The sequence below is a fragment of the Cypionkella sp. TWP1-2-1b2 genome (assembly GCF_049896245.1).
GTDB lineage: Bacteria > Pseudomonadota > Alphaproteobacteria > Rhodobacterales > Rhodobacteraceae > Cypionkella.
Map to the genome: position 1 here is coordinate 1 of NZ_JAFCTX010000006.1, position 23,698 is coordinate 23,698.

Genomic DNA, 23,698 nt, shown 5'->3' on the forward strand with positions numbered 1-23,698 from the left:
TCCCATGTGGATCACTCCGTTGCCCCCACTGCTCTCCGCTTTGGGGGTAGGTTCACATGGCTCAGTTCTCAGTGAAAATTATGCGCCTAACCGGCTCAGTTCTGGGTGAAAATCAACAGGCAGGGGTTCAGAGCAAAAGAAAACCCTGCCAGCGCTGGTCGCTGGCAGGGTTTGATTTTCTAGCAGTGTTGTTGCGGCTTAGCGGCGGTCGCCGAGGAATTGCAGCAGGAACATGAACATGTTGATGAAGTCGAGATACAGGTTCAACGCGCCCATGATCGCCGACTTGCCCATCCACTCGCTGTCACCGCTCTCTGCGTGTTGCAGATAGGTGTTTTTGATCGTCTGGGTGTCATAGGCCGTCAGGCCTGCGAACACCAAAACACCGATCGCCGAGATCGCGAAGGCCAGTGCCGACGAAGCAAGGAAGATGTTGATGACCGAGGCCACTACCAGCCCGATCACGCCCATCATCAGGAAGGTGCCCATCGCCGACAGGTCTTTCTTGGTGGTGTAACCATAGAGCGACAGCGAGGCGAAGGCGATCGCGGTCACAAGGAAGGTAGTAACCACCGACGCGCCAGTGAACACCAGCAGGATCGAGCTGAGCGAAATACCCATCGCCGCCGCGAAGACGTAGAAGAACAGTTGTGCTGCTGCGACCGACAGGCGGGGGATCAGCGCGCCGAAGGCGAACACCATCACCAGCGGCGCGAACATCAGCACCCATTTCAGCGGCGACATGTAGATTGCCGAGCCGAAGCTGGTGAGATAGGTGTGATCACCAATCTGGGCTACCGCTTGCGACGGAACATCTGTGACCGCAAGGCCCGCGACTGCCCAAGCGGCAAGTGCTGTGATCAGCATTGCCACGGACATCAGCCCGTAGACTTTATTCATATGCGCCCGCAAACCTGCGTCGATGTCGGCGCTCCGCGCACCAACGCCGGCGGTCTGGCCCGAGGGGCGGATCGTCTGATAGTCAGCCATGGAAGCCTCCGATTATGGACTGAAGGCGGGTGCGAATGTCCGCACTGCCTAATGTCACCAATATTGGCACTGTTGGCGGTGATTTCAAGGATTTCCGCTGCGGGAAACCCTTGAGGCGTAAATGTCGCATTAACCAGTGGTGAACGCAGCCCGGTCAGCGCAGCCAAGTCGACGGCACATCCCATGCCGGGCGGGCGGACTCGGCAGCGGCTTGGCGCGGCGTGATGCCAATATCGGCGAGCATTGCATCGTCAAGGCGGGCCAGTTGGGCGCGCTGGCGGCGGGCGGTCACAGCCAAACGCAGGCGTTTGACAAGGTCAGCAAGAGTGCCGCGCGACTGCACGTGGGCGACAGCCAGCGTGGAGGTGTGGAGCGAGGCGAACATGTGGTATCCTTTCAGGGTTCATCGACGTCGGTGATGTGAGTCGTTTGTTTCATCACAGCACTTGATCCTTATGCCCGAATCGGTGACATTAGGAAAATGAATGGTTTTGACTTAACGCATCAAGGATTGTGATATGTCTCGAAATCTCGACCTCACCTCATTGCGCTCTTTCGTGGCGATTGCCGATGCGGGCGGTGTCACCCGCGCGGCGGGGTTTTTGAACCTGACGCAATCGGCGGTGTCGATGCAGATCAAGCGGCTGGAGGAGATGCTGGACAGCCAACTGCTGGACCGCTCGGCGCGGCAGGTGGGGCTGACCGCCTCCGGTGAGCAGCTTTTGGGCTACGCGCGACGGATGCTGGCGCTGAATGATGAGGTTTTTGGTCGGCTGACGCAGGATCAGCATGAGGGCGAGATCGTGCTGGGGGTGCCGCATGATATTGTCTATCCGGCTATTCCGCAGGTGCTGCGGCGGTTTGCCAAGGAATACCCGAAGATGAAAGTCTCGCTGACCTCGTCGTTTACGCGGGTGTTGAAGGCGCAGTTTGCGCGCGGCGAATGTGATGTGATCCTGACCACCGAAGAATCGGTGGACCCGGATGGGCAGACTTTGGCGGAATTGCCGTTGGTTTGGGTGGGAGCCCCGGATGGAGCGGCTTGGAAGGGGCGGCCGTTGCGACTGGCCTTCGCGCATAACTGCATCTTCCGCCAAGGCGTGCAGGCGGCGCTGAACGCGGCTGGCATGCCATGGGAGATGGCGGTGGAAAGCGATGACACGCGCGGGATTGAGGCATCCGTTTCCGCCGATTTGGCGGTGCATGCCGTGTTGGCGGGGTCAGAGCCGCCGTTTGTCGAGCGGATTGCGCATGGCGGGGTGTTGCCGGAATTGGCGGTGATCAAGGTCAATATGTATGTCGCCGATCCGGTACATTCCGAGGCGGTTTCGGCTTTGGCCGCGATGATCCGGCAGGTGTATTTGTCACGGGCGATCAGGTCGGCGGCTTGAGGCGGGGGAGCTAACCTCAACCGTTGGGCTGCTGCATGGAGCTTTCGTGGGGGTTTCACACCCCCACACCCCTGTGGGATATTTGAGCAGAGAGGATGACAATTTTAGATAATTTTTAGGGGGTTTGTTTTGGCGGCGTTTGCATCGGCGGGCTTCAGGCAGGAGTCGTTGGCCGTTAGAGCGTGATCACGACTTTGCCGGTGGCTTGACGGCTGCGCAGCAGTTCCAGACCATTGGGATACTCCGCGAAGGGCAGCTCGTGGCTGATGTGAGGGCGCAAGCCGCCTTGTGCGAACCATTGGAACAGGGTGCGCAGGCTGTCGGTCAGCACTTGCGGTGCGAAGGTCAGGTAGCCGCCCCAGTAAAGGCCCATCACGCTGAGGTTTTTCACCAAGAGGTGGTTGGCGGGGATCTCGGGCAACTGGCCTGAGGCGAAACCGATGGTCAGCAGGCGGCCTTCGGGGCGGCAGGCAGAGAGCGCTGCGCTGAAGGCGGGACCGCCGACGGGGTCATAAACCACATCGACGCCGCCCAAGGCTTTGAGAGCGGCTTTCAGATCAGGCGTGTCGCTGTCGAGGGTGATGTCGGCTCCGGCTGCGCGGGCGATGGCCAGCTTTTCCGGGCCACGGGCGCAGGCGATCACCTTTGCCCCCATGCGTTTGCCGATTTCCACCGCCGTCAGGCCGACGCCTCCGGCAGCGCCAAACACCAGCAGAGTCTCGCCGGGTTGCAGCTGGGCTTTGTGGGCAAGTGCCAAGTGTGAGGTGCCATAGGCGATCTGGAACGCGGCGGCTTGCTTGAAGCTCATGCTGTCGGGCAGGGGGATCAGGTTGGCGGTGGGGGCGGTGATGTATTCGGCCAAAGCGCCGTGACTGGCAAAGCCTGCAACACGGGCACCGGGTTTGAGGGCGGTGGGTGTGTCGGGGTGCAAAGCATCAATGCTGCCAGCAAACTCCATGCCGGGGATGAAGGGCAGTACGGGACGCTCTTGATACTTGCCCTCGGCCATCAATAAATCGGCAAAATTCAACCCGACGGCGGAGATTTTCAACCGGGCCTGTCCCGGTTCGGGTGTAGGCAAGGGCCGCTCTGCCCGTTGCGCGGGGCTGCCCAAAGCTGTGAGTTGCCAAACCTGCATCTTCCGCCTCCGCATTGCTGGGCGGGTGGTGTCAGATTTTTCGGGAAAAGGCCAAGAAAATTGCCGGAATTGCGTGGCGTGCAACAATTTCGGGGCATGGAAGCGATCCCATTCGAATTGGAAACGATCCCACAGCGGCAAAATGGCGTAATTTGCAATTTTTAGCCGACTTAATTGCAAAATGCGACGCAAAATGGGATACACGCTTAAGCAGAGTTAACAGACAGGCGTAAACGCAGAGGGGTGTAGCCCACATCTGGCGGCTGTTTCTTCTCCGCCTGTATAATTGGACATATCCAAAAAGACAGGTTTTCAGAAAGCGTTCGGGGAATCTGAGGAGAAAGTTGGTTTTGGCAAAGTTGGCACGGAAATTGCTTTGTATGATGGTGTTAGGTAGAATTGAAAGTGGAGACTGTTATGAAGCACCCCGTTGACGCCCATGTCGGCAAGCGCATCCGCCATCGTCGGTGGATGATCGGCATGACGCAGCAACAGCTTGCGGATAAGGTGGGCATCAAGTTCCAACAGATCCAGAAGTATGAAACCGGGATGAACCGGGTTTCTGCCTCGCGGCTGTGGGATATTGCAGATGCGCTTGGGGTGACGATTGCATTCTTTTTTGAAGGTCTGGCCGATGGCGCACAAGCCGCAGCAGCCGGACATGATATGATGGCGGATAAAGAAGCCCTGGAACTGGTGCGGTCTTATTACGCCATCCCCGAAGCACAGCGGAGGCGCCTGTTCGATCTGGCGCGTGTATTGAGTGAAGCTGCGTAACCGCTGAGCACATAGCTTTGTGACCCGGCGTGAATTGCCCCCAATTACGCTGGTTACAAAGCTTGACCGCTCGCCCGCAAGTGCTTAGCCAAGGCTGGACACTTGCGGGCGACGGGCGTTTTAAGCCCCGGTCGTTTTAAGCCCCGGTGATGGGGCGAAACATGACGAAATTTTTAGACAATGAAGCGCAGGATATCATCCGCACAGCAGCCTTGCTGGCGGATGCGGCGCGCGTGGCGACGTTGCAGCATTTTCGCAGCGATGGTCTGACGGCGGACAACAAGGAAGCGGCGCGGTTTGACCCGGTGACGGTGGCGGATCGTTTGTCAGAGCAGCGGATGCGGGAGATTTTGGCGCAAGCGCGGCCTTTGGACGGCATTTTGGGTGAAGAATTTGCACCGGTCATCGGGTCTTCGGGTCTGACTTGGGTGTTGGACCCAATCGACGGCACGCGCGGGTATTTGTCGGGCACGCCGACTTGGGGGGTGCTGATCTCGGTCCGCGATGCGTCGGGCGTGATCTACGGCGTGATTGATCAACCCTATATTGGCGAGCGGTTTGAGGGTGGTTTGGGCCGGGCGGAAGTGAACGGGCCGATGGGGCGTAGGGTTTTGAAGACTCGGGCGGCGCGGCCGTTGTCGGAGGCGATTTTGTTTTCGACCTTCCCCGAAGTGGGCACCGCCGAGGAGGGCGCTGCGTTCCGGCGGGTGGCGCCGAAGGCGAAGCTGGTGCGCTATGGCATGGATTGCTATGCGTATGGCCTGGTAGCTGCCGGGCAGATTGATCTGGTGATCGAGGCGGGGTTGCAAGCCTATGACGTGCAAGCGCCGATTGCGGTGATTGAAGCGGCGGGCGGGATTGTCACCGATTGGTCGGGCAAACCCTGTCTGGAGGGTGGGCGGGTGTTGGCGGCGGCCAATGCGGCGATTCATGCTGAAGCTTTGGCTTTGCTGAACGCGTAGCCGATTTTTGAGAAAAATCGTGGGGGGCTGTCTGCCCCCCTGCCCCCCCGAGAGTATTTCTACCAATGTGAAATTGGGCAGTGGTTCGGGCTTGGCGCTTGCACTGGGCTTTGCTAGGGTTGGCTTGCGCGAGTCCTTGACTCCCCCTTCTGTCGCGCTTCCCTGATCCACCGAAGGGGGTGGTGAGACGGGGAAATCATGTCTGAAATTCTGATCCGAAATGCCGATGTCGTGGTGACGATGGATGGCGCGCGCCGCGAGATTGCGCAGGGCGATGTGTTGCTGCGCGGCGGGGTGATAGCGGCGGTCGGGCAGGGGCTTTCGACGGCAGGCGTGGTGGTGGAGGCGCCGGGCTGCGTGGTCACACCCGGTTTGGTGAATACGCATCATCATTTGTATCAGACGCTGACGCGGGCGGTGCCGGGCGGGCAGGATGCTTTGCTGTTTGGTTGGTTGCAAACTTTGTATCCGATCTGGGCGAAGTTTGGGCCTGAGGAGATGTTTTTCTCGGCGCAGGTGGGGCTGGCGGAGCTGGCTTTGTCGGGGTGTTCGTTGACTTCGGACCATTTGTATCTGTTCCCGAATGGGTCGCGGTTGGATGACACGATTGCGGCGGCGGGCGAGGTGGGCTTGCGGTTTCACCCCACCCGCGGCGCGATGAGCATTGGTGTCTCGGAGGGTGGGCTGCCGCCGGATGCTTTGGTGGAGCGTGAGGCGGCGATCTTGGAAGATTGCATCCGGGTGGTGGACCGCTTTCACGATGGCGGCGAGGGTTCGATGCTGCGGGTCGGGATTGCGCCCTGTTCGCCGTTTTCCGTTAGTCGCGATCTGATGCGCGAGGCAGGCGTGCTGGCGCGGGATAAGGGCGTGATGCTGCATACGCATCTGGCGGAGAATGACGAGGATATCGCCTATTCGCTGGCGAAGTTTGGCTGTCGTCCGGGGCAATATGCCGAGGATTTGGGCTGGACGGGCGATGATGTCTGGCACGCGCATTGTGTCAAGCTGGATGCGGGCGAGATTGATTTGTTTGCAAGGTCTGGTACCGGGGTGGCGCATTGCCCGTGTTCAAACTGTCGGCTGGGGTCGGGGATTGCGCCGGTGCGGGCGATGCGCGACGCAGGCGTGAAGGTCGGGCTGGGGGTGGATGGCTCGGCTTCTAACGACGCGGGGAATTTGATTCTGGAGGCGCGGCAGGCGTTGTTGTTGCAGCGGGTGTCGCGCGGCGCGGATGCGATGGCGGCGCGCGAGGCGTTGGAGATTGCGACGTTGGGCGGGGCAAAGGTGATGGGGCGCAGGGATTGCGGATCGCTAGAGGTTGGCAAGCGCGCCGATATTGCGATCTGGGATGTGTCGGGGATCGAGGCGGCGGGGTCTTGGGACCCGGTGGCGAGTTTGATTCTCTGCGGGCCAATGAGGGTGCGCGATCTGTTTGTGGAAGGGCGCGCGGTGGTGCGGGGCGGGCAGATGGTGACGATTGATTTGGCCCGCGTGATCGCGCGGCAGAACCTTTTGGCGTGGGCTTTGGTCTGAGCCCGCAGGAAAAACATTTACAGGCCAAGGCACTTCGGCTATCCATCGCGAATGATTAGCCGGACCGCCATTATTGCCCGTCCCCGACGCCTGCGCTGAAAAGCCCAAGCATTGATCCGCTTTGGCCCGGCGATATGGGCCTTCCCTCGTTGACTTCCCTTACAGTCCTTGGCTACGCCTAGGCTTTCCCGTGAAAGGCCCGCCCATGATCACCGCTGTTTTGCCGACCTATAACCGCGCTCCGATGGCTTTTGTCAAAGGCGAAGGCTCTTGGCTGACGGCAGAGAATGGCAGCCGATATCTCGATCTGGGCGCAGGCATTGCGGTGAACGCGTTAGGCCATGCCAATCCAGCGCTGGTGGCGGCTTTGACCGAGCAGGCGGGGCAGCTTTGGCATGTCTCAAACCTCTACCGCATCCCGCAGCAGGAAAAGCTGGCGCAGATGCTGGTGGACAAGACCTTTGCCGATACGGTGTTCTTTACCAATTCCGGCACCGAAGCCTGTGAATTGGCGATCAAAATGGCCCGGAAATATCACTATGACAACGATATGGCTGACCGGGTTGAGATCATCGCCTTTGAAGGCGCCTTCCATGGCCGCTCTACCGGGGCGATTGCGGCGGCGGGTTCGGAAAAGATGGTCAAGGGCTTTGGCCCGCTGATGCCGGGGTTCAAGCAGTTGAAATGGGGCGATCATGATGCGATCCGCGCCGCGATCACCACCCGCACTTGTGCGGTGATCATCGAGCCTGTGCAGGGCGAAGGCGGCATCCGGGTGGTGCCGGACCAATGCCTGAAGGGCCTGCGCGATCTGTGTGATGAAACCGGAACCCTGCTGATTTTCGACGAGGTGCAATGCGGGGTGGGCCGCACGGGTAAGCTGTTTGCGCATGAATGGGCCGGGGTTTATCCCGACATCATGATGGTCGCCAAAGGCATCGGCGGCGGCTTCCCTTTGGGTGCGGTTTTGGCCACCGAAAACGCCGCCTCTGGCATGGTCGCAGGCACGCATGGCTCTACCTATGGCGGCAATCCGTTGGGCTGTGCGGTGGGCGCAAAAGTGATGGAGATCGTGGCCGAGGATGCTTTCCTCGATGCGGTATCGCGCAAGGCGGCACAGTTCCGGCAGGGGCTGGAGGGCTTGGTCGCCTCGCACCCAACGGTGTTTGAAGCCGTGCGCGGGCAGGGGTTGATTTTGGGGCTGAAATGCAAGGCGCTGAACTCTGATATCGTCAAGGCCGCTTATGCTGAGCATCTGCTGACGGTGCCTGCGGCGGATAATGTGCTGCGGTTGCTGCCGGCTTTGAACATTCCCGAGGCGGATATTGCCGAGGCTTTGGCGCGGCTGGATCGCACCGCGCTGCGGATCGAGGCGGCATAATGCGCCTAACCCACCCCAGCGCCGAAGCAGCGCATTGTGCCTCGCGACGAGTATTTGGCTGACGCTTTGGTCATCCTCTCTGCTCAAATATCCTACGGGGGTTTGGGGGTGTAAAACCCCCGATCTTCGGCCAACAAGAGACGCTTCATGAAACATTTCCTCGATATCCACAAAACTGATGCCAGCGATTTGCGGGCGATGATCGACTCGGCGCTGGCGATGAAAACCGCGCGCAACAACCGCCCCAAGGGCACGCCGGATGATGACCAACCCTTGGCGGGGCGGATGGTGGCGCTGATTTTTGAAAAACCTTCGACGCGGACCCGGGTGTCGTTTGATGTCGGGGTGCGGCAGCTGGGCGGGCAGACCATGGTGCTGTCGGGCAAAGAGATGCAGTTGGGGCATGGCGAGACGATTGCCGATACCGCGCGGGTTCTATCCCGCTACGTTGATCTGATCATGATCCGCACCTTTGAGGAGGCGACGCTGCTAGAGATGGCCGAGCACGCCACGGTGCCGGTGATCAATGGCCTTACCAACCGCACGCATCCCTGCCAGATCATGGCGGATGTGATGACCTATGAAGAACATCGCGGCCCGATTGCGGGCAAGAAGGTGGTCTGGGCCGGCGATGGCAACAACGTCTGCGGCAGCTTCCTGCATGCGGCGGGGCAGTTTGGCTTTGATTTCACCTTTACCGGGCCAGAGACTTTGGAGCCGGAGGGTAAGTTCATCGGTTTTGCCCGCGAGAAGGGCAGTCGGGTGACGATCGAGCGCGATCCAGCCCGCGCGGTTACCGGGGCAGATCTGGTGGTGACGGACACTTGGGTGTCGATGCATGATCCAGAATCGGCAAAGGAGCGGCGGCACAATCAGTTGCGGCCCTATCAGGTCAATGAGGCTTTGATGGCGCGCGCCAAGCCGGATGCGTTGTTCATGCATTGTTTGCCTGCACACCGCAATGATGAGGCGACTTCTGCGGTGATGGACGGGCCACATTCGGTGATTTTCGATGAGGCCGAGAACCGGCTTCATGCCCAAAAGGCGGTGATGCGCTGGTGCTTGGGGGTTTAACGCTGGCCGCTTATCGCTCCGTTCCGTCGCTCTGCGCTGTTGGGGCGAGAAGCGACGGAACGGAGCGCAGAGCGGCGTGCAGGGCCTTGCAAATCGCGGGGATTGGTTGCTTTCATGCGGCAGTCATTCGCCTGAAAGGCCTGCCCCATGCAAAATCCAGTTCCGTCCTTTATCCATTCGCTGACCGCGCTGTCGAAGATCCTCGACAAAGCCGAGGCTTTTGCTGAAGCCAAAAAGCTGAAGCCCGAGGTGATCCCTCAGCTGCGGCTGATCGCGGATATGTTGCCGCTGTGGCGGCAGGTGACGATTGCTTGCGATCATGCCAAGGGCGCGCCTGCCCGTTTGGCGGGGCTGGAAGTGCCGAGTTTTGCCGATACCGAAACCACGCTGGCTGAGTTGAAAGAGCGCATCGCCAAGACGATTGCTTTCCTTGCCACCATCCCGGCGGATGCGTTTGAGGGCGCCGAGGCGCGCACCATTGCGGTGAAGGCGGGCCCGCGCGAATTGTCCTTCCCGGCGGCGCAGTATTACCACGGTTATGCGGTGCCGAATTTCTATTTTCACATGACGACGGCCTATAATATCCTGCGCGCCAATGGTGTTGAGGTGGGTAAGACCGACTTTTTGGGGGCGTGATGATGTCAACGGCTTTGCTGGTGATCGACGTGCAGATGGACTTTGTTGCGCGCCGCGATCGCGGCATGGTCTGGGGCAATCCTGACGCGGATGCCAGCATTGCGACCCTGTTGGCCGCGTTTCGCGACAAGGGCTTGCCGGTGCTGCATGTGCATCACAGCGACCCAAACCCTGAAGACAGCTTCCATGCGGATCAGCCGGGATCGGCGGTGCAGCCACTGGCTGCTCCGCTGCCCGGTGAGGCTTTATTTATCAAGCAGGGCTCGTCTGGATTTATTGGCACTGGGCTGGCTGACCATCTGACCACTGAGGGCATCACCGGGTTGGTGATTGTCGGTGGGGCTGCGAATTACTGTGTGGAATCAACCGCGCGGATGGCGGGGAATTTGGGCTATGCCACCACGGTGGTGGGCGATGCCTTGATCAATTTCCGCCAACGCTTGCGCGATGGCCGCGAAATGGCGGCAAGCGATGTGCTGGCGCTGACTTTGGCCAATCTCGATGGCGAGTTCGCGCATATCTCAAGCGTGAATGAGATTTTGACGCAGGTGGCGACCTGATCAGCTGTGCCAAAAGCGGCACAGCCCCCACTTTTCCACAACATATTGTGGAAAACGTTCTGAAATATGCCTTTTTCCACAAGTCATTCCCAGCGGGGAATACTTTCAGAGGTTAAAGGTTTGCTCTGCGATCATGCAAACGATGTCAGAGCGGCCTGACGCCATCGGCGGCTTTGACCCTTGACGCGAGGGCGGTGACCACCAGCAGCACCACGGCGAGGGCGGCGTAGGTGGCGCGAAAGCCGATGTGATCGGCAATGAAACCGATGCTGGACGGGGCCACCAGTATTCCCGCGTAGCCAACCATGGTGACGGTGGAAATCGCAGCCCCTGCGGCCATGCCGGGGTGGTTGCCTGCGGCGGAAAACAGGATCGGCACCATATTGGCGACACCCAGACCTGCGAAAGTGAAGCTGGCAATGGCGATCAGATCATTCGGGGCAACGGCCCCCCCGAGCAGACCGGCAGCCGAGATCAGCCCGGAGATTTGCAGGGTTTTCACTGCGCCGAACCGGTTGCGCAGACGGTCGCCTGCAAAGCGCATCACCGCCATAGCGCCCGCGAATCCGGCAAAGCCGAGGCCGGAGCGGAACAGATCAGCGCCAAGTTCGCGGCTTAGGTAGATTGCGGCCCAGTCGAGCACCGCGCCTTCGGGCACCATGCAGAACAGCGCCATGAAGCCCAGAATCCAGAGCGAGGCGTCACGCGGGAACAAAGCGTGGGGTATGGGCTTTTCTGCGCTGGGATGCGGGGCATCGGCGATCAGCTTTGGGCTAGCCAGCAGCACGGTGATCAGCGCGATACATGCCACGATCAGGGCTTGGGTTTCGGCCCCCGATTGCGCGATCACAAAGCTGCCTGCAAATCCGCCGATGAAGCCACCAAGGCTCCAAAATCCGTGGCTGGAGGACATGATGGCGCGGCCCATGCGGCGCTCGACCTCAACCGCATTGGCGTTCATCGCCACATCCATGCTGCCGATCACAGCACCCATCAGCGTCATCGCTGGTGTCAGCAGCCAAAGGTTGGGGGCCAGCACCACCAGCGGCAGGGCGGGCACGGTGGCAAGGCCGAAGGCGCGGACGATGTTGCGTGAGCCATAGGTCTGGATCAGGCGACCGGCGAACAGCATGGCCCCGACAGCGCCAAGGCCAAGGGCGAGGATCAGCAGGCCCAGTGTGGTGTTGCTGATGCTATGGCGGTTTAGCAGCAGCGGGATTTGCGGCGCCCATGCGCCCATCACGAAGCCATTGGTGGCAAACATTGCCGCCACCGGCCAGCGTCCGAATTGTGTGTGCTGCATTTGTTGCTCCCGTTAGCGCCAACAGGCTTAGGGTTTGGCGCGGGAGAGGGAAAGGGGGGGAGGCGCACCTTTTGTTTCAACTGTGTCAGGGCGGCGTTCGAGTTTTCTGCGGTGTGGTCTGTTGGTTTGATGTCAGGGATAGGGTTTTGGGCTTGATTTTATCGGGTTGGCTTCATGCAGGCGGCGTGAAGCGCCATTCGGTGATCTGGGTCAGGGTTTCGCCTTTTGCCAAGGTGATCGGCGGGAAACCGGGTTTGTTTGGGGCGTCGGGCCAGCCCTGCGCCTCTATCGCGAGGCCTTTGTAATGGTCGTGGCGGCAGTCGTAAATCTGGATGCCGGGTTCGGTGGTGGCGACGGTCATTTTGAGGTTTGATTGGCCGGTCAGGGTGAGGACGTCGCGCAGGGGCTGTTGGGATTGGCTGAGACAAAAGCAATTATCAAGGTCTGGGGATTGCGGGGCGATGGGCTTTGGTTTGCGGAAATCGAACATATCGCTGACGGGGCGGATTTCTCCGGTCGGAATGAATTCAGCGGTGGCGGGAAGGTAGTGATCGGCTGCGATCTGTAGGCTGTGGCCGGAGAAATCTGCGCTGCCGTCGAGATTCCAATAGCTGTGGTTGGTGGCGTTCAGCAGGGTGTCGGCGTCGGTGGTGGTGGTTATGGTCAGGCGCAAACTGGCGGGGGCTGCGAGCTGAAACAGCGCGGTGATGCTGCGGGTGCCGGGGAAGCCGCCTTCGCCATCGGGGAGGGTGAGGGCGAGCAGACATTCGGTTTCGGAGGCATGGGCGATGCGCCAGACCTTCAGATGCGTGCCTGCATCACCGGAGTGCAGGGTATGCTGGCCGTTGAAATTGACTTGGAAGCCTAGTGTTTTGTCGCCGAGCGGGGCTTGGGCGTTGCTGAGGCGGTTGACCACCGGGGCGATGATCGAGCCGTGATAACGCAGCGGGCCTTCGTAATCGGCGAGGGTTTCGGAACCTAGGGTAAGGTCATGGGGGATTTGGGCGAGGCGCACGGATTGCAGGACGGCACCCCAAGTCAGGACCGCGACGGTGAGATCGCCTGCGCTGAGGGTGATTTTCTCAACCGCTTCGCCTTTGTTGGTGGTGCCGAAATGTGCCATGCTCCCTCCGCTTCCTGCGGCGATGAAGCTTTATCATCGCCGCGAGGTCAAGCGGGTTTGGCGGTGGCGTTTGCGCGCGTCAGCCGTTCAGGCAATCGGTCAGGGTTTTGGCAATGCTGCGCATCAGGCTGTCATAGGCATCGGGGCCGAAGGGCAGCGATGAGCCGACAGGATCGAGGGCTGCGCCGAGTTTGGTGGCGGTGCCTTGCATCAGTTGCGTCAGCATCGCGGGGTCGTGTTGCACTTCGGGGAAGGCGCAAGCGTAGGCACCGGATTTCAGTTCGGCTTGCAACTCGGTCAGCTTGGCAGCGCCGGGGGTCGTGGCATCGCCCAAGGCGAGTGATCCGTGATGGGCGAGGCCATAGTGGGCCGCGAAATAGCCGTAGGCGGCGTGGAAGGTGACAAAAGGTTTGTCTTTGATTGCAGACAGTTGCGCGGTGATTTCGGCATCCATCGTGGTGATGCGGGCTTTGGTTGCAGCGGCGTTGGCGGCGTAGGTGGTGGCGTGTTCGGGGTCTAGGGTGCTGAGGTCGGCGGCGATCAGATCCGTCCAGATCGCGGCATTGGCTGGGTTCATCCAGGCATGGGGGTCGGTGCCGTCGTGGGCGTGGCTGTGTGCGGCTTCGGTGGCGGCGGCTTCGTCATGGGCTTCTTCTTCCTCGCCTTGGCCCGCGGGATAGGCTTGGATTTGGGTGGCTTTGTCGTCCAGCAGGGTCAGCGAGACGGCCTTGCTGTCAGTCATCGCGCGATCAAGCCATGGCGTCAGTTCCGGGCCGATCCAGATCACGGTGTCGGCGTCGGCGATGCTTTGCATCTGGCTGGGGCGAAGTTGGAAATCATGCTCATCCGCGCCTTTTTCCAGCAGCAGGATAGGCGTGCCAAGGTCGCCCATCACTTGCGCCACAAGGGCGTGAACGGGGGGGATGTCGGTGACGACTTGCGGCACTTCGGCGAGGGCAAGCGTTGGCAGACTGGCAAGCGCGAGTGATATGATATAACGCATCGGTAAGGCCTTTTGTTTGGCGACGAGAGGCGGTATGATCGTTATATTATAACATGTCAAGGGGGCCGTATGGCGCATCTTCATTCTGACGCTTGCCCCGGCTGCGAGGTGCCGGATCTGGCCTTTGCGGCGCATGACCACGCGCATTGCGCTTCGGATGCGCTGGCGCGGGCTGAGGCTTTGGTGGCCGAGAAGGGCCTGCGCTTGACCCCGGTGCGCCGTAGGGTTTTGGAGATTTTGCTGGAGGAGCATCGGGCTTTGGGGGCCTATGATGTGCTGACGCGGTTGGCCGCCGAGGGCTTTGGCAATCAACCGCCGGTGGCCTACCGCGCGTTGGATTTTCTTGAGGAACAAGGGCTTGCGCATCGTATCCGCCGCTTGAACGCCTTTACCGCCTGTATGCATCCGGGTGAAGCGCATGCGCCTGCTTTCCTGATTTGCCGGGGCTGTAATGTGGTGGCGGAGGCCCCAGCCGCGCCGGTTATGGCGGCGTTGCAAGTGGCGGCTGGGCAGAGCGGGTTTGTGATTGAACGCTCTACCATCGAGGCGCTTGGCCTGTGCCCAAGCTGTCAGGTGGCGGCATGAGCCTGCTTGCAGCGCAAGGTATTACGGTGCGATTTGGTGGCGAGGCCGTGCTGTCGGATGTGTCTTTGGCGATTGAGGCTGGCGAGATCGTGACGATTCTGGGGCCGAATGGCTCGGGTAAGTCCACGCTTTTGCGGGCGTTGTTGGGGATTTTGCCGTTGGCTTCGGGGGTTGTGACGCGGGTTGCGGGGCTGCGGCTGGGCTATGTGCCGCAGAAGCTGAGCATTGATCGTTCGATGCCGATGACGGTGCGGCGGTTTTTATCGCTGCCGCTGCGGGTGGGGGATGTTGAGGCGACGGCGGCGCTGGCGCGGGTTGGATTGCCGGGGCTTGAGGCGCGGCAAATGGTGGGGCTGTCGGGCGGGCAGTTTCAGCGGGTGCTGTTGGCGCGGGCTTTGTTGTCTGCGCCGCAACTGCTGATTTTGGACGAGCCGACTCAAGGGTTGGATCAGCCCGGTGAGGCGGGGTTTTATCGGTTGATCGAGGAGGTCCGGCGCGAGACCGGGGCGGCGATCTTGATGGTCAGCCACGATCTGCATGTGGTGATGGCGGCGTCGGATCGGGTGATCTGTCTGAACGGCCATATCTGTTGTCAGGGCTCGCCCGTGGTGGTGTCGAACGCGCCGGAGTATCGGGCTTTGTTTGGGCTGGGATCGCAGGGGGCGTTGGCGCTGTATCAGCATCAACACGATCACAGCCACGAGCCGGATTTGGTTGACGCACACGGCCGCGCGCCGTCTGACCCGCATCATGGGCATAATCATGCTTGATAACCTGCTGGGACTGAATGATTTTCTGATGCGGGCGGTTTTGGCGGGTTTAGGGCTTTCGCTGGCGACCGGGCCGCTCGGGTCATTTGTGGTGTGGCGGCGGATGGCGTATTTTGGTGACGCCACCAGCCATGCGGCGATCCTCGGCGTGGCTTTGGCGCTGGCCTTGCAGCTGCCGATTGGGCTGGGCACGCTGCTGGTGGCGTTGGCGATGGCGGCGACGGTGTCTACCTTGGCGGCGCGGGGTTGGGCGATGGATACGACGCTTGGCGTGCTGGCACATTCGGCATTGGCCTTCGGTCTGGTGGCAATTTCCTATGTGCCGGGGGTGCGGGCGGATTTATCAACCTATCTGTTTGGCGATATTCTGGCGGTGTCCAAGGCTGATCTGGGCTTTATCTGGGCCGGGTCTTTGCTGGTGGTTTGTCTACTGATCTGGCGCTGGCAGGCATTGTTGACGGCGACGCTGAATGAGGATCTCGCCCATGCCTCGGGGCTGAACCCCGACCGTGAGCGGTTGGTTTTGACGCTGGCTTTGGCGCTGGTGGTGGCGGTGGCGCTGAAGATCGTGGGGGCGCTGTTGATCGCGGCGATGCTGATTATTCCTGCGGCAGCGGCGCGGGGGCTGGCGCGCACGCCGGAGTCGATGGCGGCTTATGCGACCGGGTTTGGGGCGCTGGCCTGTCTGATCGGGCTGCGGTTGTCGCTTTGGCAGGACACGCCTGCGGGGCCGTCGATTGTGAGTGCCGCGGCGGTGATTTTCACGCTGGCGGCGGTGTTTGGCCGGATGCGTCGCTCGTAGGCGACGAGAAATCCGGGCCACGATTTTTCTCAAAAATCGGTCTGGTGGCCCCACGGGAAAATGCCGCTTTTTGACACCTATGTCGTTTTTATCCGTCATGTGTCGGCTGGCCTTGCCCGTGCGGCGCGGCTTGCGGCACATATGGTGCAAATTCCATTCGGAGAGACTCGATGAAGACTCATGTCAAGGCGCTGGTTGTGGGCGGTGGTGCGGTCGGCAATGGCATTGCCTATCATCTGGCAAAGGCCGGGTGGGATACCATGCTGGTGGAGCGCGATGAGCTGACGTCGGGGTCCACTTGGCACGCCGCAGGTCTGCTGCCCCTGTTCAACATGGGCTATGCGACGACGCATATTCATAAGTATTCGGTGGATTTTTATAAGTCGCTGGAGGCGGAAACCGGGCTGAATGCTGGGTTTGCTGTGGTGGGCAACCTGCGGATGGCGCAGAATCAGGAGCGGATGGACGAGTATATGCTCTATTCATCGGTGGCCGAGACGGCGGGGGTTTATCATGAGTTTATGACCCCTGCGCAGATGAAAGAGCGTTGGCCGCTGCTGCGCACCGATGATCTTGTTGGGGCGCTGTATCACCCGCAGGACGGCTATATTAACCCGGCGGATGTGACGCAGGCGATGGCCAAGGGCGCGCGGCAGCACGGCGTGGCCATTGAGCGCAAGGTTCAGGTGGACGGGTATAAGTGGACAGGTGCTGAGTGGATCGTGTCCTGCACCCGGATGGTCGAGCAGGGCGGCAATCTGGTGGCCTCGGATGACACGTTTGAAATCCGGGCTGAACATGTGGTGACGGCCACCGGCAACCATGCGCAGCGCACGGCGCGGTTGTTGGGGATCAAAATTCCGGCGATTCCGGTCGAGCATCAGTTCATCGTGACCGAGCCTGACCCGATGTTGGTGGAATATCGCAAGACCAACCCGGAACACCCGGTTCTGCGCGATGCCGATGCGAAGTGGTATGTGCGCGAAGAACGCGGCGGCTGGATTTTGGGGCCATATGAAAAAGGTGCCCCTGCGCGGTTTGAGTATTCGGTGCCCGATAGCTTCCGTGCCGATCTGTTCCCGCTGGACCTAGAGCGGATCGAGGCCGAGTATATGGCGATGATCCACCGCTTGCCGTCGTCGGAAGTGGTTGGGTTGAAAGACGATTTCAACGGCCCGATCTGCTACACGCCGGATGGCAACCCGCTGGTTGGCCCGGTGCCGGGGCTGCGGAATATGTGGATAGCGGAAGGCTTCTCGTTTGGCATCACGGCGGCGGGCGGTACGGGCTATTATCTGGCGCAGATGATGGTGAATGGCGAGGCTGAGATCGACATGGCCAGCTTGGACCCGCGCCGGTATGGCTCGTGGATCACCACCGAATATGCGGCGCGGAAGAATGAGGAATGTTACGACCACGTGTTCGTTTTGCACCACCCGGATGAGGAGCGCGAGGCGTGCCGTCCGCTGCGCACCGCCCCGGTCTATGATCGCCAGAAGGCGTTGGGCGCGCAGTTCGGGCAAGTGAATGGCTGGGAGCGGCCGATTTATTACGGGCCTTTGAATGCGTCGGAGGATTTTGACCACAAATCGCGGTCGTTCCGGCGTGGGGCTTGGTGGCAATATGCGGTCGAGGAAGCCAAGGCGATTCGCGAAACCGCGGGTCTGATTGATGCGACAGCGTTTACCAAGCATGTGGTGAAAGGGCCGGGGGCGACGGCGTTCCTTGACTGGTTCACCTGCAACGCTTTGCCGAAGGTTGGCCGCATTAACCTGACCTATGCGTTGACCCCTGCGGGGACGACGCGGACGGAATATACCATCGTGCGCAATGGCGAGGATGATTATTATCTGGTCAGCGCCGGGGCTTGGACGGCGTATGACGCCGATTTCTTGCGGAAGTGTGCCGAGGATAAAGCGCCGGAGTTTGGCTATATCGAGATCCATGACGTGACGACTCAGTGGGGGGTGTTCGCGATTGCGGGGCCAAAGGCGCGCGCGATTTTGGCGGAACTGATCAAGGACGAGAACCCGGCGACGGCTTTGTCGAACAAGCGCTTCCCGTGGTTGTCGGCGCGGCGGATCGAGTTGGGCATGTGTCCGGTCAATGCGATCCGGGTGGCTTATACTGGCGAATTGGGTTGGGAATTGCACCATCCGATCGAGATGCAGCGCTATCTTTGGGATTTGCTGCTCAAGGCGGGCGAGAAGCATGGGTTGAAGCTGGTCGGCGCGCGGGCGCAGAACTGGCTCCGGCAGGAGAAATCGTATCGGGCGTTTGGCAACGAGTTGGGGCGCGATGCGACGCCGCTGGAGGCGGCTTTGGATCGGTTTGTTGATCTGAAGAAGGATTTCCAAGGCAAGCAGGCGATGCTGGATGTGGGGATACGCTCCAAATGCTGCACTTTGTTGATTGATGGGCCGAGCGATACTGATCCTTGGGGCAAGGAAGCGCTGTTGCTGGACGGGGTGAAGATTGGGCGTCTGACCTCGGGCGGTTATTCGGTGGCGTTCGGCAAGCAAATCGGCATGGGTTATGTGCGGCCCGATCTGGCGGAAGTTGGCACCAAGCTGAAGGTTCGGATGAACCGAGAATTGTGGGATTGTGTGGTGGTTGAGGATAGCCCGTTTGATCCGAGCAATGCGCGGATCAGGGTGGATGGCTGAAACATCAATTGGTTCAAGAAGGGTGGTGGGAGTGATCCTGCCGCCCTTTCGGTTTTGTGGCTGGCCGTAAGCCGGGGGTTTCACACCCCCGGACCCCCGTGGGATATTTAAGAACAGATGAAATTCGGGGGCCGGAGCGCAAATTTTAGTCAAACTATTGGGATTTGCGGTCTTTTACTCCGCCGCTAACCTTGTATCGGTGACGATCAGCGCGCAGGTGGGGCAGGCTTTCGGGCCGGATTGTGCGAACCAGCGGCAGGTGGCGCGGATGGTGCAGGGCGGCAGGTCGGGGGTTGCGTGGGCTTGCAGGGCGGCCATGGCGCGGTCGATGACGCCGCAGCGGCTGCCTGTCCATTGCGCGCAGCCGGAGGTTTGGCAGGTGCCGGTGAAGCGCATGCGGGCCTCGGGTGGGCCTGCGGTTTTCGCGGCGTTCAGGAAATCTGCATCCACCGTCATCGGGGTGCGCAGGTTGTGGATTTTTCCGTCCGGGCCGAGCACGCCAAGCAGACCAGCGCCCGCAGTGGCGGGGGCGCTGGGGCAGGTGTGGCTGGCGCGGGCGGTGGGGGGATCACCGCCCGCGACACTCATAATGCGGCCCTTGCGGTGACAAAGGCGCGGTTGAGTTGCTTTTCCGCGTCAAACAGCATGTCGAAATCATGCCGGGCGACGAGGCCCCACCAATCGCGGGGGAATTTGGTCACGAAGGGTTGGTCGTAGTGGATACCGGCCAGATGGCCGAGCACCAGCTTTTGCATGTCGCCACTGATGGCGGCCTGCGTTTCTTTCGACAGGGCAATATCGCCCGGATCAACCACAAAACGGGTCATGCGAACCTCCTGAAAAACGGGATGCGCTTGAAATATGCAGCGCTTCGACAGGCTAGCCGATAATCGCCTTTAGGGCGAGTCTGTGGTGGGTATGGAATTCCGTAGGGTGTTAGCGTTGGTTGGCCGCCAACCATGCGTTCCAGTCGCGGGCGTTGCCTGCGAAGGCGTTCAGATCGACTTTGCCGGCGATGCCGGGAACCTGGCCTGTGCCGCTGTATTGCCAGAACGTCCAGCTTTGGCCTGCGTAGAGGTCGCGCGGGTGGGCTGCGACCGAGCGCAGCCAGAAATCGGCACCTTGGACTTTCCACATCTGGTTGTCTTCGAAGAAGTCGATGGCAGTGTAGACGATGGGGCGCTGGCCGTAATGCGCTTGCAGGGCGCGGATGAAGATTTGTGCTTCGGAGCGGATATGGTCTGGGCTGTTGCGGATGCGGCAGGTCGGCGAGGTTGGGGTCCATTCCATATCCAGCACTGGCGGGAGCGCCCCGGCCGTGCGGGGGACATGAGCGATGAACCAGCGGGCTTGTTCGATGGCGGGGCGGCAGTGGTAGAAGAAATGGTACGCGCCGCGCGGGATGCCTGCGCGGGCGGCGCCGCGCCAGTGTTGATCAAACAGCGGGTCGGCTTGGTCGCCGCCCTCGGTCGCTTTGATGAAGGCAAAGCTGACGCCGTTGGCTTGCGCGGTTTGCCAATCGACGGTTGTTTGGAATTTGGAGACATCAATGCCGTGGATCCGGTGGTCTTGTGGGGCTGTCGAGCCGAAATCTTGCGGATGGGCATCGCCGAAATTGGCGCGGTTGGGGGTCGCTGTGTGCGAAGCGGTCGATTCGTGGGTTTCACGGCGACCGCCGCAGGCGGCGAGGGTGAGGATCAGGGCGAGGGTGAGGGCGCGATGCATCGCGCCAAAATGCCAGAGCCTGCGGTGTTTGTCAGTGGGGGAAATAGCGGCGTAGGCGAAATTCCCCCCTGCTTTGGAACCGAGTGCATTTGGTTTGACGCACAGGCGTTTGACGGCGGCGTAAAATTCCCCGCTGGGAATGACTTGTGGTTTTGACTCATTTTAGCGGGGTTTTTCACAACATGTTGTGGGTCCGAGCCGCGCCATCGTTGAAGTGACCTTAATATTTGATGCGACAGGTCTGGCGCGCTGCGATTTCTTTGCGCCAGACCAAACCAATCAGGGGTTAGCCGAAGCGCGCGGGCGACAGTGCGGCGATCAGGGTGGGGCTTGCGCTTGGCGGTGTTGCGGTGATCAGGTCGGATGCCAGTTGACTGGCGGCAGGGCTGGATTGAAAGCCGTAGCCGCCTTGCCCCGCGAGCCAGAAGAATGTGGGGTCATGGGCGTCGGGGCCGATCACCAGCACACGGTCGGGCGAGAAGGTGCGCAGGCCTGCCCAGTTTGACAGCAGTTTGGTGACGGGTTCGGTGACAAATTCTTCGTAGCGGGCAAGGCCCTCGGCCAGCACCATATCGTCGGCCCAAGCGTCGTGCGGCTCCATCGGGTGTTCCTCGGCGGGCGAGACGATGAGGGCTCCGGCGTCGGGCTTGGCATACCACGTCTCGCCACAGCCGAACATCATCGGCCAGTGGGTGACATCATGGCCGCCGGGGGCGGGGATGCGTGCCATCGAGCGGCGGTTGGGTTGGAAGCCCAGGGGTTTGATGCCAGCCATTGCTGCTGTTTGGTCAACCCAAGCGCCGGAGGCGTTGATCAGGATGGTGGCTTCATATTCGCTGTTGGCGGTGGTGACGCGCCAGCCTTGGGTGGTTCTGGCGATGGCCGTGGCGCGGGCGTTGAGGTGGAATTCGGCACCATTGGCGCGGGCTTCGCGGGCGAAATTTTGCAGCAACAGGTCGGTGTCGATGTCCCATGCGTGTGAGGCTAGGGCGGCGCGGGTGACGGTTGCGGGGTTGAGGATCGGCACGATGGCGCGGGCCTGCTCAAAAGTGATTTCGGGAAGGTGCATGTCGGCGATGTCATGCTCGAATGTGGCGTCTTCGCCGGGGCGACCCAAGATCATGATGCCACGCGGCGAGAGCACGTTGGGCTGCGCGCGAAAGAAATCGCCTGAGGCAATGGAGAGTTCAACCACTGGCGCGAGGCCGTAGCGGGGTTCATAGAGGGCTGCTGAGCGGCCCGAGGCGTGGTGGGCGAGGTTGGATTCGGCTTCCAGCAGGGTGACGTTGCCGTGTTCCGACAGGCGGGCGGCTGCCGAGACGCCTGCGATGCCGCCGCCGATGATCAGGAAATCTGTCTGCATGTCTGCCCCCGTGGTTTTGCGCGATTGGTTGGTATGGTTGGGCGGAATGCAAGGGGGGAGGTGTGATTTTATGCTGACACTGCGTGCGTTTGGGGCTGGTGCCGGGGGTTTCACACCCCCGGACCCCCGTGGCATATTTAGGAACAGATGAAAAATTTAAGATAAAGTTTAGTGGGTTTTCAGCCTGTCACGTGTTGGTCAGCCGCGCCTTGCGGCGTCGATTTTGGCGACGTCGATTTTCTGCATCGTCATCATGGCGGCGAAGGCGCGGGCGGCTTCGCCGCCGCCTGCGGTCAAGGCGTCGGTCAGGGTGCGGGGGGTGATTTGCCAGTTGATGCCCCATTTATCGCGGCACCAGCCACATTCGCTGGTCTGGCCGCCATTGCCTACAATGGCGTTCCAGTAGCGGTCGGTTTCTTCCTGATCATCGGTGGCGATCTGCATGGAAAACGCCTCGGTGTGTTTGAACGCAGGACCGCCGTTCAACCCGATGCAGCGCACGCCGCAGACGGTGAAATCGACGGTGAGGACATCGCCCTTGTGGCCGGAGGGGTAGTCGCCGGGGGCGTGGAAGACCGCGTGGACGGACGTATCGGGGAAGATGCTGGCGTAGAAGTTCGCGGCGGCTTCGGCGTCTTTGTCATACCAGATGCAGATGGTGTTTTTTGCGGCTTTGGCCATGGGGATCGCCTTTTCGGTTTGCATTGAATTCAAGGTAGTTTTTCACCGGATCGAGGCCAAGGCAAGCAAAAGGCCCGCGCTGGGTGCGCGGGCCTGATTTATGGGCAAGGATTGGCTTAGTGGTTTAGATCGAACCGCTTAGGACGCGCTTTCGACGCCTTTGACGAACCAATCTATGGTGGCGAGTTGTTCCAGCGTCATGATCTCACCCGCTTTGACCTTCTCAACCCCGTCCTGGTCGAAAATCGGGCCGGTGAAAATGTCATAGCTGCCGTCTTTGTAGCCTGCCTGCACGGCGTCAGCCAAGGCCACCACATCTGCGGGAACCGAGGCATTGTAGGGCGCGATCACCACGGTGCCCTCTTTCATGCCATCCCAAGTGTCGGTCGAGGTCCAGGTGCCGTCCACAATCGCTTGGGCGCGGGCGACGTAATAGGGCCCCCAGATGTCTTCGATGGCGGTAAGATGCGCGGTGGGCGCGAAGGCGGACATATCGGCGCCCTGACCAAAGCCGAACAGGCCTTTTTGCTCAAGAATTTGCAGCGGGCCGGGGCTGTCGGTGTGGGTGGTGACGATATCGCAGCCGAGGTTGATCAGAGTCTCAGTAGCGGCGGCTTCTTTCGGTGGGTCGAACCAGCTGTCGATCAGCACCAGTTTGACGGTCGCAGCCGGGTTTTGCTTTTGCGCGGCAAGGGCGAAGGCGTTGACGCCCAAGACTACTTCAGGGACCTTGTAGGAGCCGAGATAGCCCAGAGTGCCGGATTTCGACATTTTGCCTGCGATGGTGCCCAGAACGGCGCGGCCTTCGTGGAATTTGGAATTGTAGGTGGCCACGTTATCGGTGCGCTTGAAGCCGGTGCAATGTTCAAACTTCACATCGGGGAATTCGGCTGCGACGGCCAAAGTTTGGTCCATATAGCCGTAAGAACAGGTGAAGATCAGCTTGCAGCCTTGGTTGGCCAGATCGCGGATCAGCGGGATGGCGCTGGCGTCTTCGGCGACGTTTTCGACATAAAGCGTCTCGACCTTATCGCCGAGGGCTGCGTCAATCGCCTCGCGCCCCTTGTTGTGCGCCCAGGTCCAGCCATAGTCGCCGATCGGGCCGAGAAAGATGAAGCCGATTTTAACCTTGTCGGCGGCGTGCGCCATGGTGCCCGTCAGTGAAAGCGTGGCAGCAGCACCCACGGCTTTCATCAGGCTGCGACGGTTGAGTGTCGTCATTTTAGTCTCCCAGT

General features: G+C 60.6%; 24 protein-coding genes. 12 read left to right on the plus strand and 12 right to left on the minus strand.

The genetic code is table 11. From position 1 onward, the window contains the following. Positions 1-198 precede the first annotated feature (198 nt). Positions 199-990: a Bax inhibitor-1/YccA family protein gene (locus tag ACP7AP_RS05060; RefSeq protein WP_426032872.1), complete on the minus strand. Its 792-nt coding sequence runs from the start codon at positions 988-990 to the stop codon at positions 199-201. A 154-nt stretch (positions 991-1,144) separates the two neighbouring features. Beyond that, positions 1,145-1,375 carry a DUF1127 domain-containing protein gene (locus ACP7AP_RS05065; RefSeq protein ID WP_426032874.1) on the minus strand — a complete coding sequence of 77 codons (231 nt, stop codon included), beginning with the start codon at positions 1,373-1,375 and terminating at the stop codon, positions 1,145-1,147. A gap of 133 nt (positions 1,376-1,508) precedes the next feature. On the opposite strand from ACP7AP_RS05065, the gene ACP7AP_RS05070 reads away from it, so the two are divergent. Next, positions 1,509-2,381, plus strand: a complete 873-nt coding sequence (locus tag ACP7AP_RS05070) for a LysR family transcriptional regulator (RefSeq protein WP_426032876.1) — start codon at positions 1,509-1,511, stop codon at positions 2,379-2,381. Between the two features lie 175 nt (positions 2,382-2,556). Here ACP7AP_RS05070 and ACP7AP_RS05075 read toward each other — a convergent pair whose 3' ends face one another. Further along, on the minus strand, positions 2,557-3,519 hold the full coding sequence (locus ACP7AP_RS05075; protein ID WP_426032878.1) for an NADPH:quinone oxidoreductase family protein: 963 nt from the start codon (positions 3,517-3,519) through the stop codon (positions 2,557-2,559). Between the two features lie 417 nt (positions 3,520-3,936). Between ACP7AP_RS05075 and ACP7AP_RS05080 the strand changes: the two genes are divergently transcribed. The 7 genes from ACP7AP_RS05080 to ACP7AP_RS05110 all read left to right on the plus strand — a co-directional run bounded on the left by ACP7AP_RS05080 (position 3,937) and on the right by ACP7AP_RS05110 (position 10,442). Next, positions 3,937-4,296: a helix-turn-helix domain-containing protein gene (locus ACP7AP_RS05080; RefSeq protein WP_426032880.1), complete on the plus strand. Its 360-nt coding sequence runs from the start codon at positions 3,937-3,939 to the stop codon at positions 4,294-4,296. 161 nt (positions 4,297-4,457) lie between these two features. Continuing rightward, on the plus strand, positions 4,458-5,258 hold the full coding sequence (locus tag ACP7AP_RS05085; protein WP_426032882.1) for an inositol monophosphatase family protein: 801 nt from the start codon (positions 4,458-4,460) through the stop codon (positions 5,256-5,258). A gap of 198 nt (positions 5,259-5,456) precedes the next feature. Further along, positions 5,457-6,791 carry an 8-oxoguanine deaminase gene (locus ACP7AP_RS05090; RefSeq protein WP_426032884.1) on the plus strand — a complete coding sequence of 445 codons (1,335 nt, stop codon included), beginning with the start codon at positions 5,457-5,459 and terminating at the stop codon, positions 6,789-6,791. A 205-nt stretch (positions 6,792-6,996) separates the two neighbouring features. Further along, positions 6,997-8,172 (plus strand): aspartate aminotransferase family protein, encoded by a 1,176-nt coding sequence (locus tag ACP7AP_RS05095; RefSeq protein ID WP_426032886.1) that lies wholly within the window; start codon positions 6,997-6,999, stop codon positions 8,170-8,172. Positions 8,173-8,319: 147 nt separating this feature from the next. Continuing rightward, complete coding sequence (gene argF, locus ACP7AP_RS05100) at positions 8,320-9,246, plus strand: ornithine carbamoyltransferase (RefSeq protein ID WP_426032888.1); 927 nt, start codon at positions 8,320-8,322, stop codon at positions 9,244-9,246. A 147-nt stretch (positions 9,247-9,393) separates the two neighbouring features. Next, positions 9,394-9,882 carry a DUF1993 domain-containing protein gene (locus ACP7AP_RS05105; protein WP_426032890.1) on the plus strand — a complete coding sequence of 163 codons (489 nt, stop codon included), beginning with the start codon at positions 9,394-9,396 and terminating at the stop codon, positions 9,880-9,882. Then, on the plus strand, positions 9,882-10,442 hold the full coding sequence (locus ACP7AP_RS05110) for an isochorismatase family protein (protein WP_426032892.1): 561 nt from the start codon (positions 9,882-9,884) through the stop codon (positions 10,440-10,442). The genes ACP7AP_RS05105 and ACP7AP_RS05110 overlap by 1 nt, the downstream gene beginning before the upstream one ends. A 145-nt stretch (positions 10,443-10,587) precedes the next feature. On the opposite strand, the gene ACP7AP_RS05115 is transcribed toward ACP7AP_RS05110, so the two are convergent. The 3 genes from ACP7AP_RS05115 to ACP7AP_RS05125 form a co-directional block, all read right to left on the minus strand. Further along, positions 10,588-11,745, minus strand: a complete 1,158-nt coding sequence (locus ACP7AP_RS05115; RefSeq protein WP_426032894.1) for an MFS transporter — start codon at positions 11,743-11,745, stop codon at positions 10,588-10,590. A 172-nt stretch (positions 11,746-11,917) separates the two neighbouring features. Continuing rightward, positions 11,918-12,868 (minus strand): aldose epimerase family protein, encoded by a 951-nt coding sequence (locus ACP7AP_RS05120; RefSeq protein ID WP_426032896.1) that lies wholly within the window; start codon positions 12,866-12,868, stop codon positions 11,918-11,920. Between the two features lie 79 nt (positions 12,869-12,947). After that, positions 12,948-13,871: a zinc ABC transporter substrate-binding protein gene (locus ACP7AP_RS05125; RefSeq protein ID WP_426032898.1), complete on the minus strand. Its 924-nt coding sequence runs from the start codon at positions 13,869-13,871 to the stop codon at positions 12,948-12,950. A gap of 69 nt (positions 13,872-13,940) precedes the next feature. Here ACP7AP_RS05125 and ACP7AP_RS05130 point away from each other — a divergent pair, with 69 nt between their 5' ends. From ACP7AP_RS05130 to ACP7AP_RS05145, 4 genes are all read left to right on the plus strand, one after another. After that, positions 13,941-14,456, plus strand: a complete 516-nt coding sequence (locus tag ACP7AP_RS05130; RefSeq protein WP_426032900.1) for a Fur family transcriptional regulator — start codon at positions 13,941-13,943, stop codon at positions 14,454-14,456. Beyond that, positions 14,453-15,226, plus strand: a complete 774-nt coding sequence (locus tag ACP7AP_RS05135; RefSeq protein ID WP_426032902.1) for an ATP-binding cassette domain-containing protein — start codon at positions 14,453-14,455, stop codon at positions 15,224-15,226. Before ACP7AP_RS05130 ends, ACP7AP_RS05135 begins: the two co-directional genes overlap by 4 nt. Further along, positions 15,219-16,028, plus strand: a complete 810-nt coding sequence (locus ACP7AP_RS05140; RefSeq protein WP_426032904.1) for a metal ABC transporter permease — start codon at positions 15,219-15,221, stop codon at positions 16,026-16,028. The genes ACP7AP_RS05135 and ACP7AP_RS05140 overlap by 8 nt, the downstream gene beginning before the upstream one ends. Before the next feature lie 170 nt (positions 16,029-16,198). Further along, complete coding sequence (locus ACP7AP_RS05145; RefSeq protein WP_426032906.1) at positions 16,199-18,694, plus strand: GcvT family protein; 2,496 nt, start codon at positions 16,199-16,201, stop codon at positions 18,692-18,694. Between the two features lie 174 nt (positions 18,695-18,868). Here the strand turns inward: ACP7AP_RS05145 and ACP7AP_RS05150 are convergent, their stop codons facing one another. The 6 genes from ACP7AP_RS05150 to ACP7AP_RS05175 form a co-directional block, all read right to left on the minus strand. Continuing rightward, positions 18,869-19,282 carry a hypothetical protein gene (locus ACP7AP_RS05150; protein ID WP_426032908.1) on the minus strand — a complete coding sequence of 138 codons (414 nt, stop codon included), beginning with the start codon at positions 19,280-19,282 and terminating at the stop codon, positions 18,869-18,871. Beyond that, positions 19,279-19,521 (minus strand): hypothetical protein, encoded by a 243-nt coding sequence (locus ACP7AP_RS05155; RefSeq protein WP_426032910.1) that lies wholly within the window; start codon positions 19,519-19,521, stop codon positions 19,279-19,281. Before ACP7AP_RS05155 ends, ACP7AP_RS05150 begins: the two co-directional genes overlap by 4 nt. Before the next feature lie 109 nt (positions 19,522-19,630). Further along, positions 19,631-20,419: a glycoside hydrolase family 25 protein gene (locus ACP7AP_RS05160; protein ID WP_426032912.1), complete on the minus strand. Its 789-nt coding sequence runs from the start codon at positions 20,417-20,419 to the stop codon at positions 19,631-19,633. A gap of 286 nt (positions 20,420-20,705) precedes the next feature. Continuing rightward, positions 20,706-21,782, minus strand: a complete 1,077-nt coding sequence (locus ACP7AP_RS05165) for an NAD(P)/FAD-dependent oxidoreductase (protein WP_426032914.1) — start codon at positions 21,780-21,782, stop codon at positions 20,706-20,708. A 198-nt stretch (positions 21,783-21,980) separates the two neighbouring features. After that, a complete protein-coding gene (locus ACP7AP_RS05170) occupies positions 21,981-22,463 on the minus strand; it encodes a VOC family protein (protein ID WP_426032916.1) in 483 nt (160 codons plus the stop codon). A 138-nt stretch (positions 22,464-22,601) separates the two neighbouring features. Next, positions 22,602-23,684 (minus strand): BMP family ABC transporter substrate-binding protein, encoded by a 1,083-nt coding sequence (locus ACP7AP_RS05175; RefSeq protein WP_426032918.1) that lies wholly within the window; start codon positions 23,682-23,684, stop codon positions 22,602-22,604. Positions 23,685-23,698 lie beyond the last annotated feature (14 nt).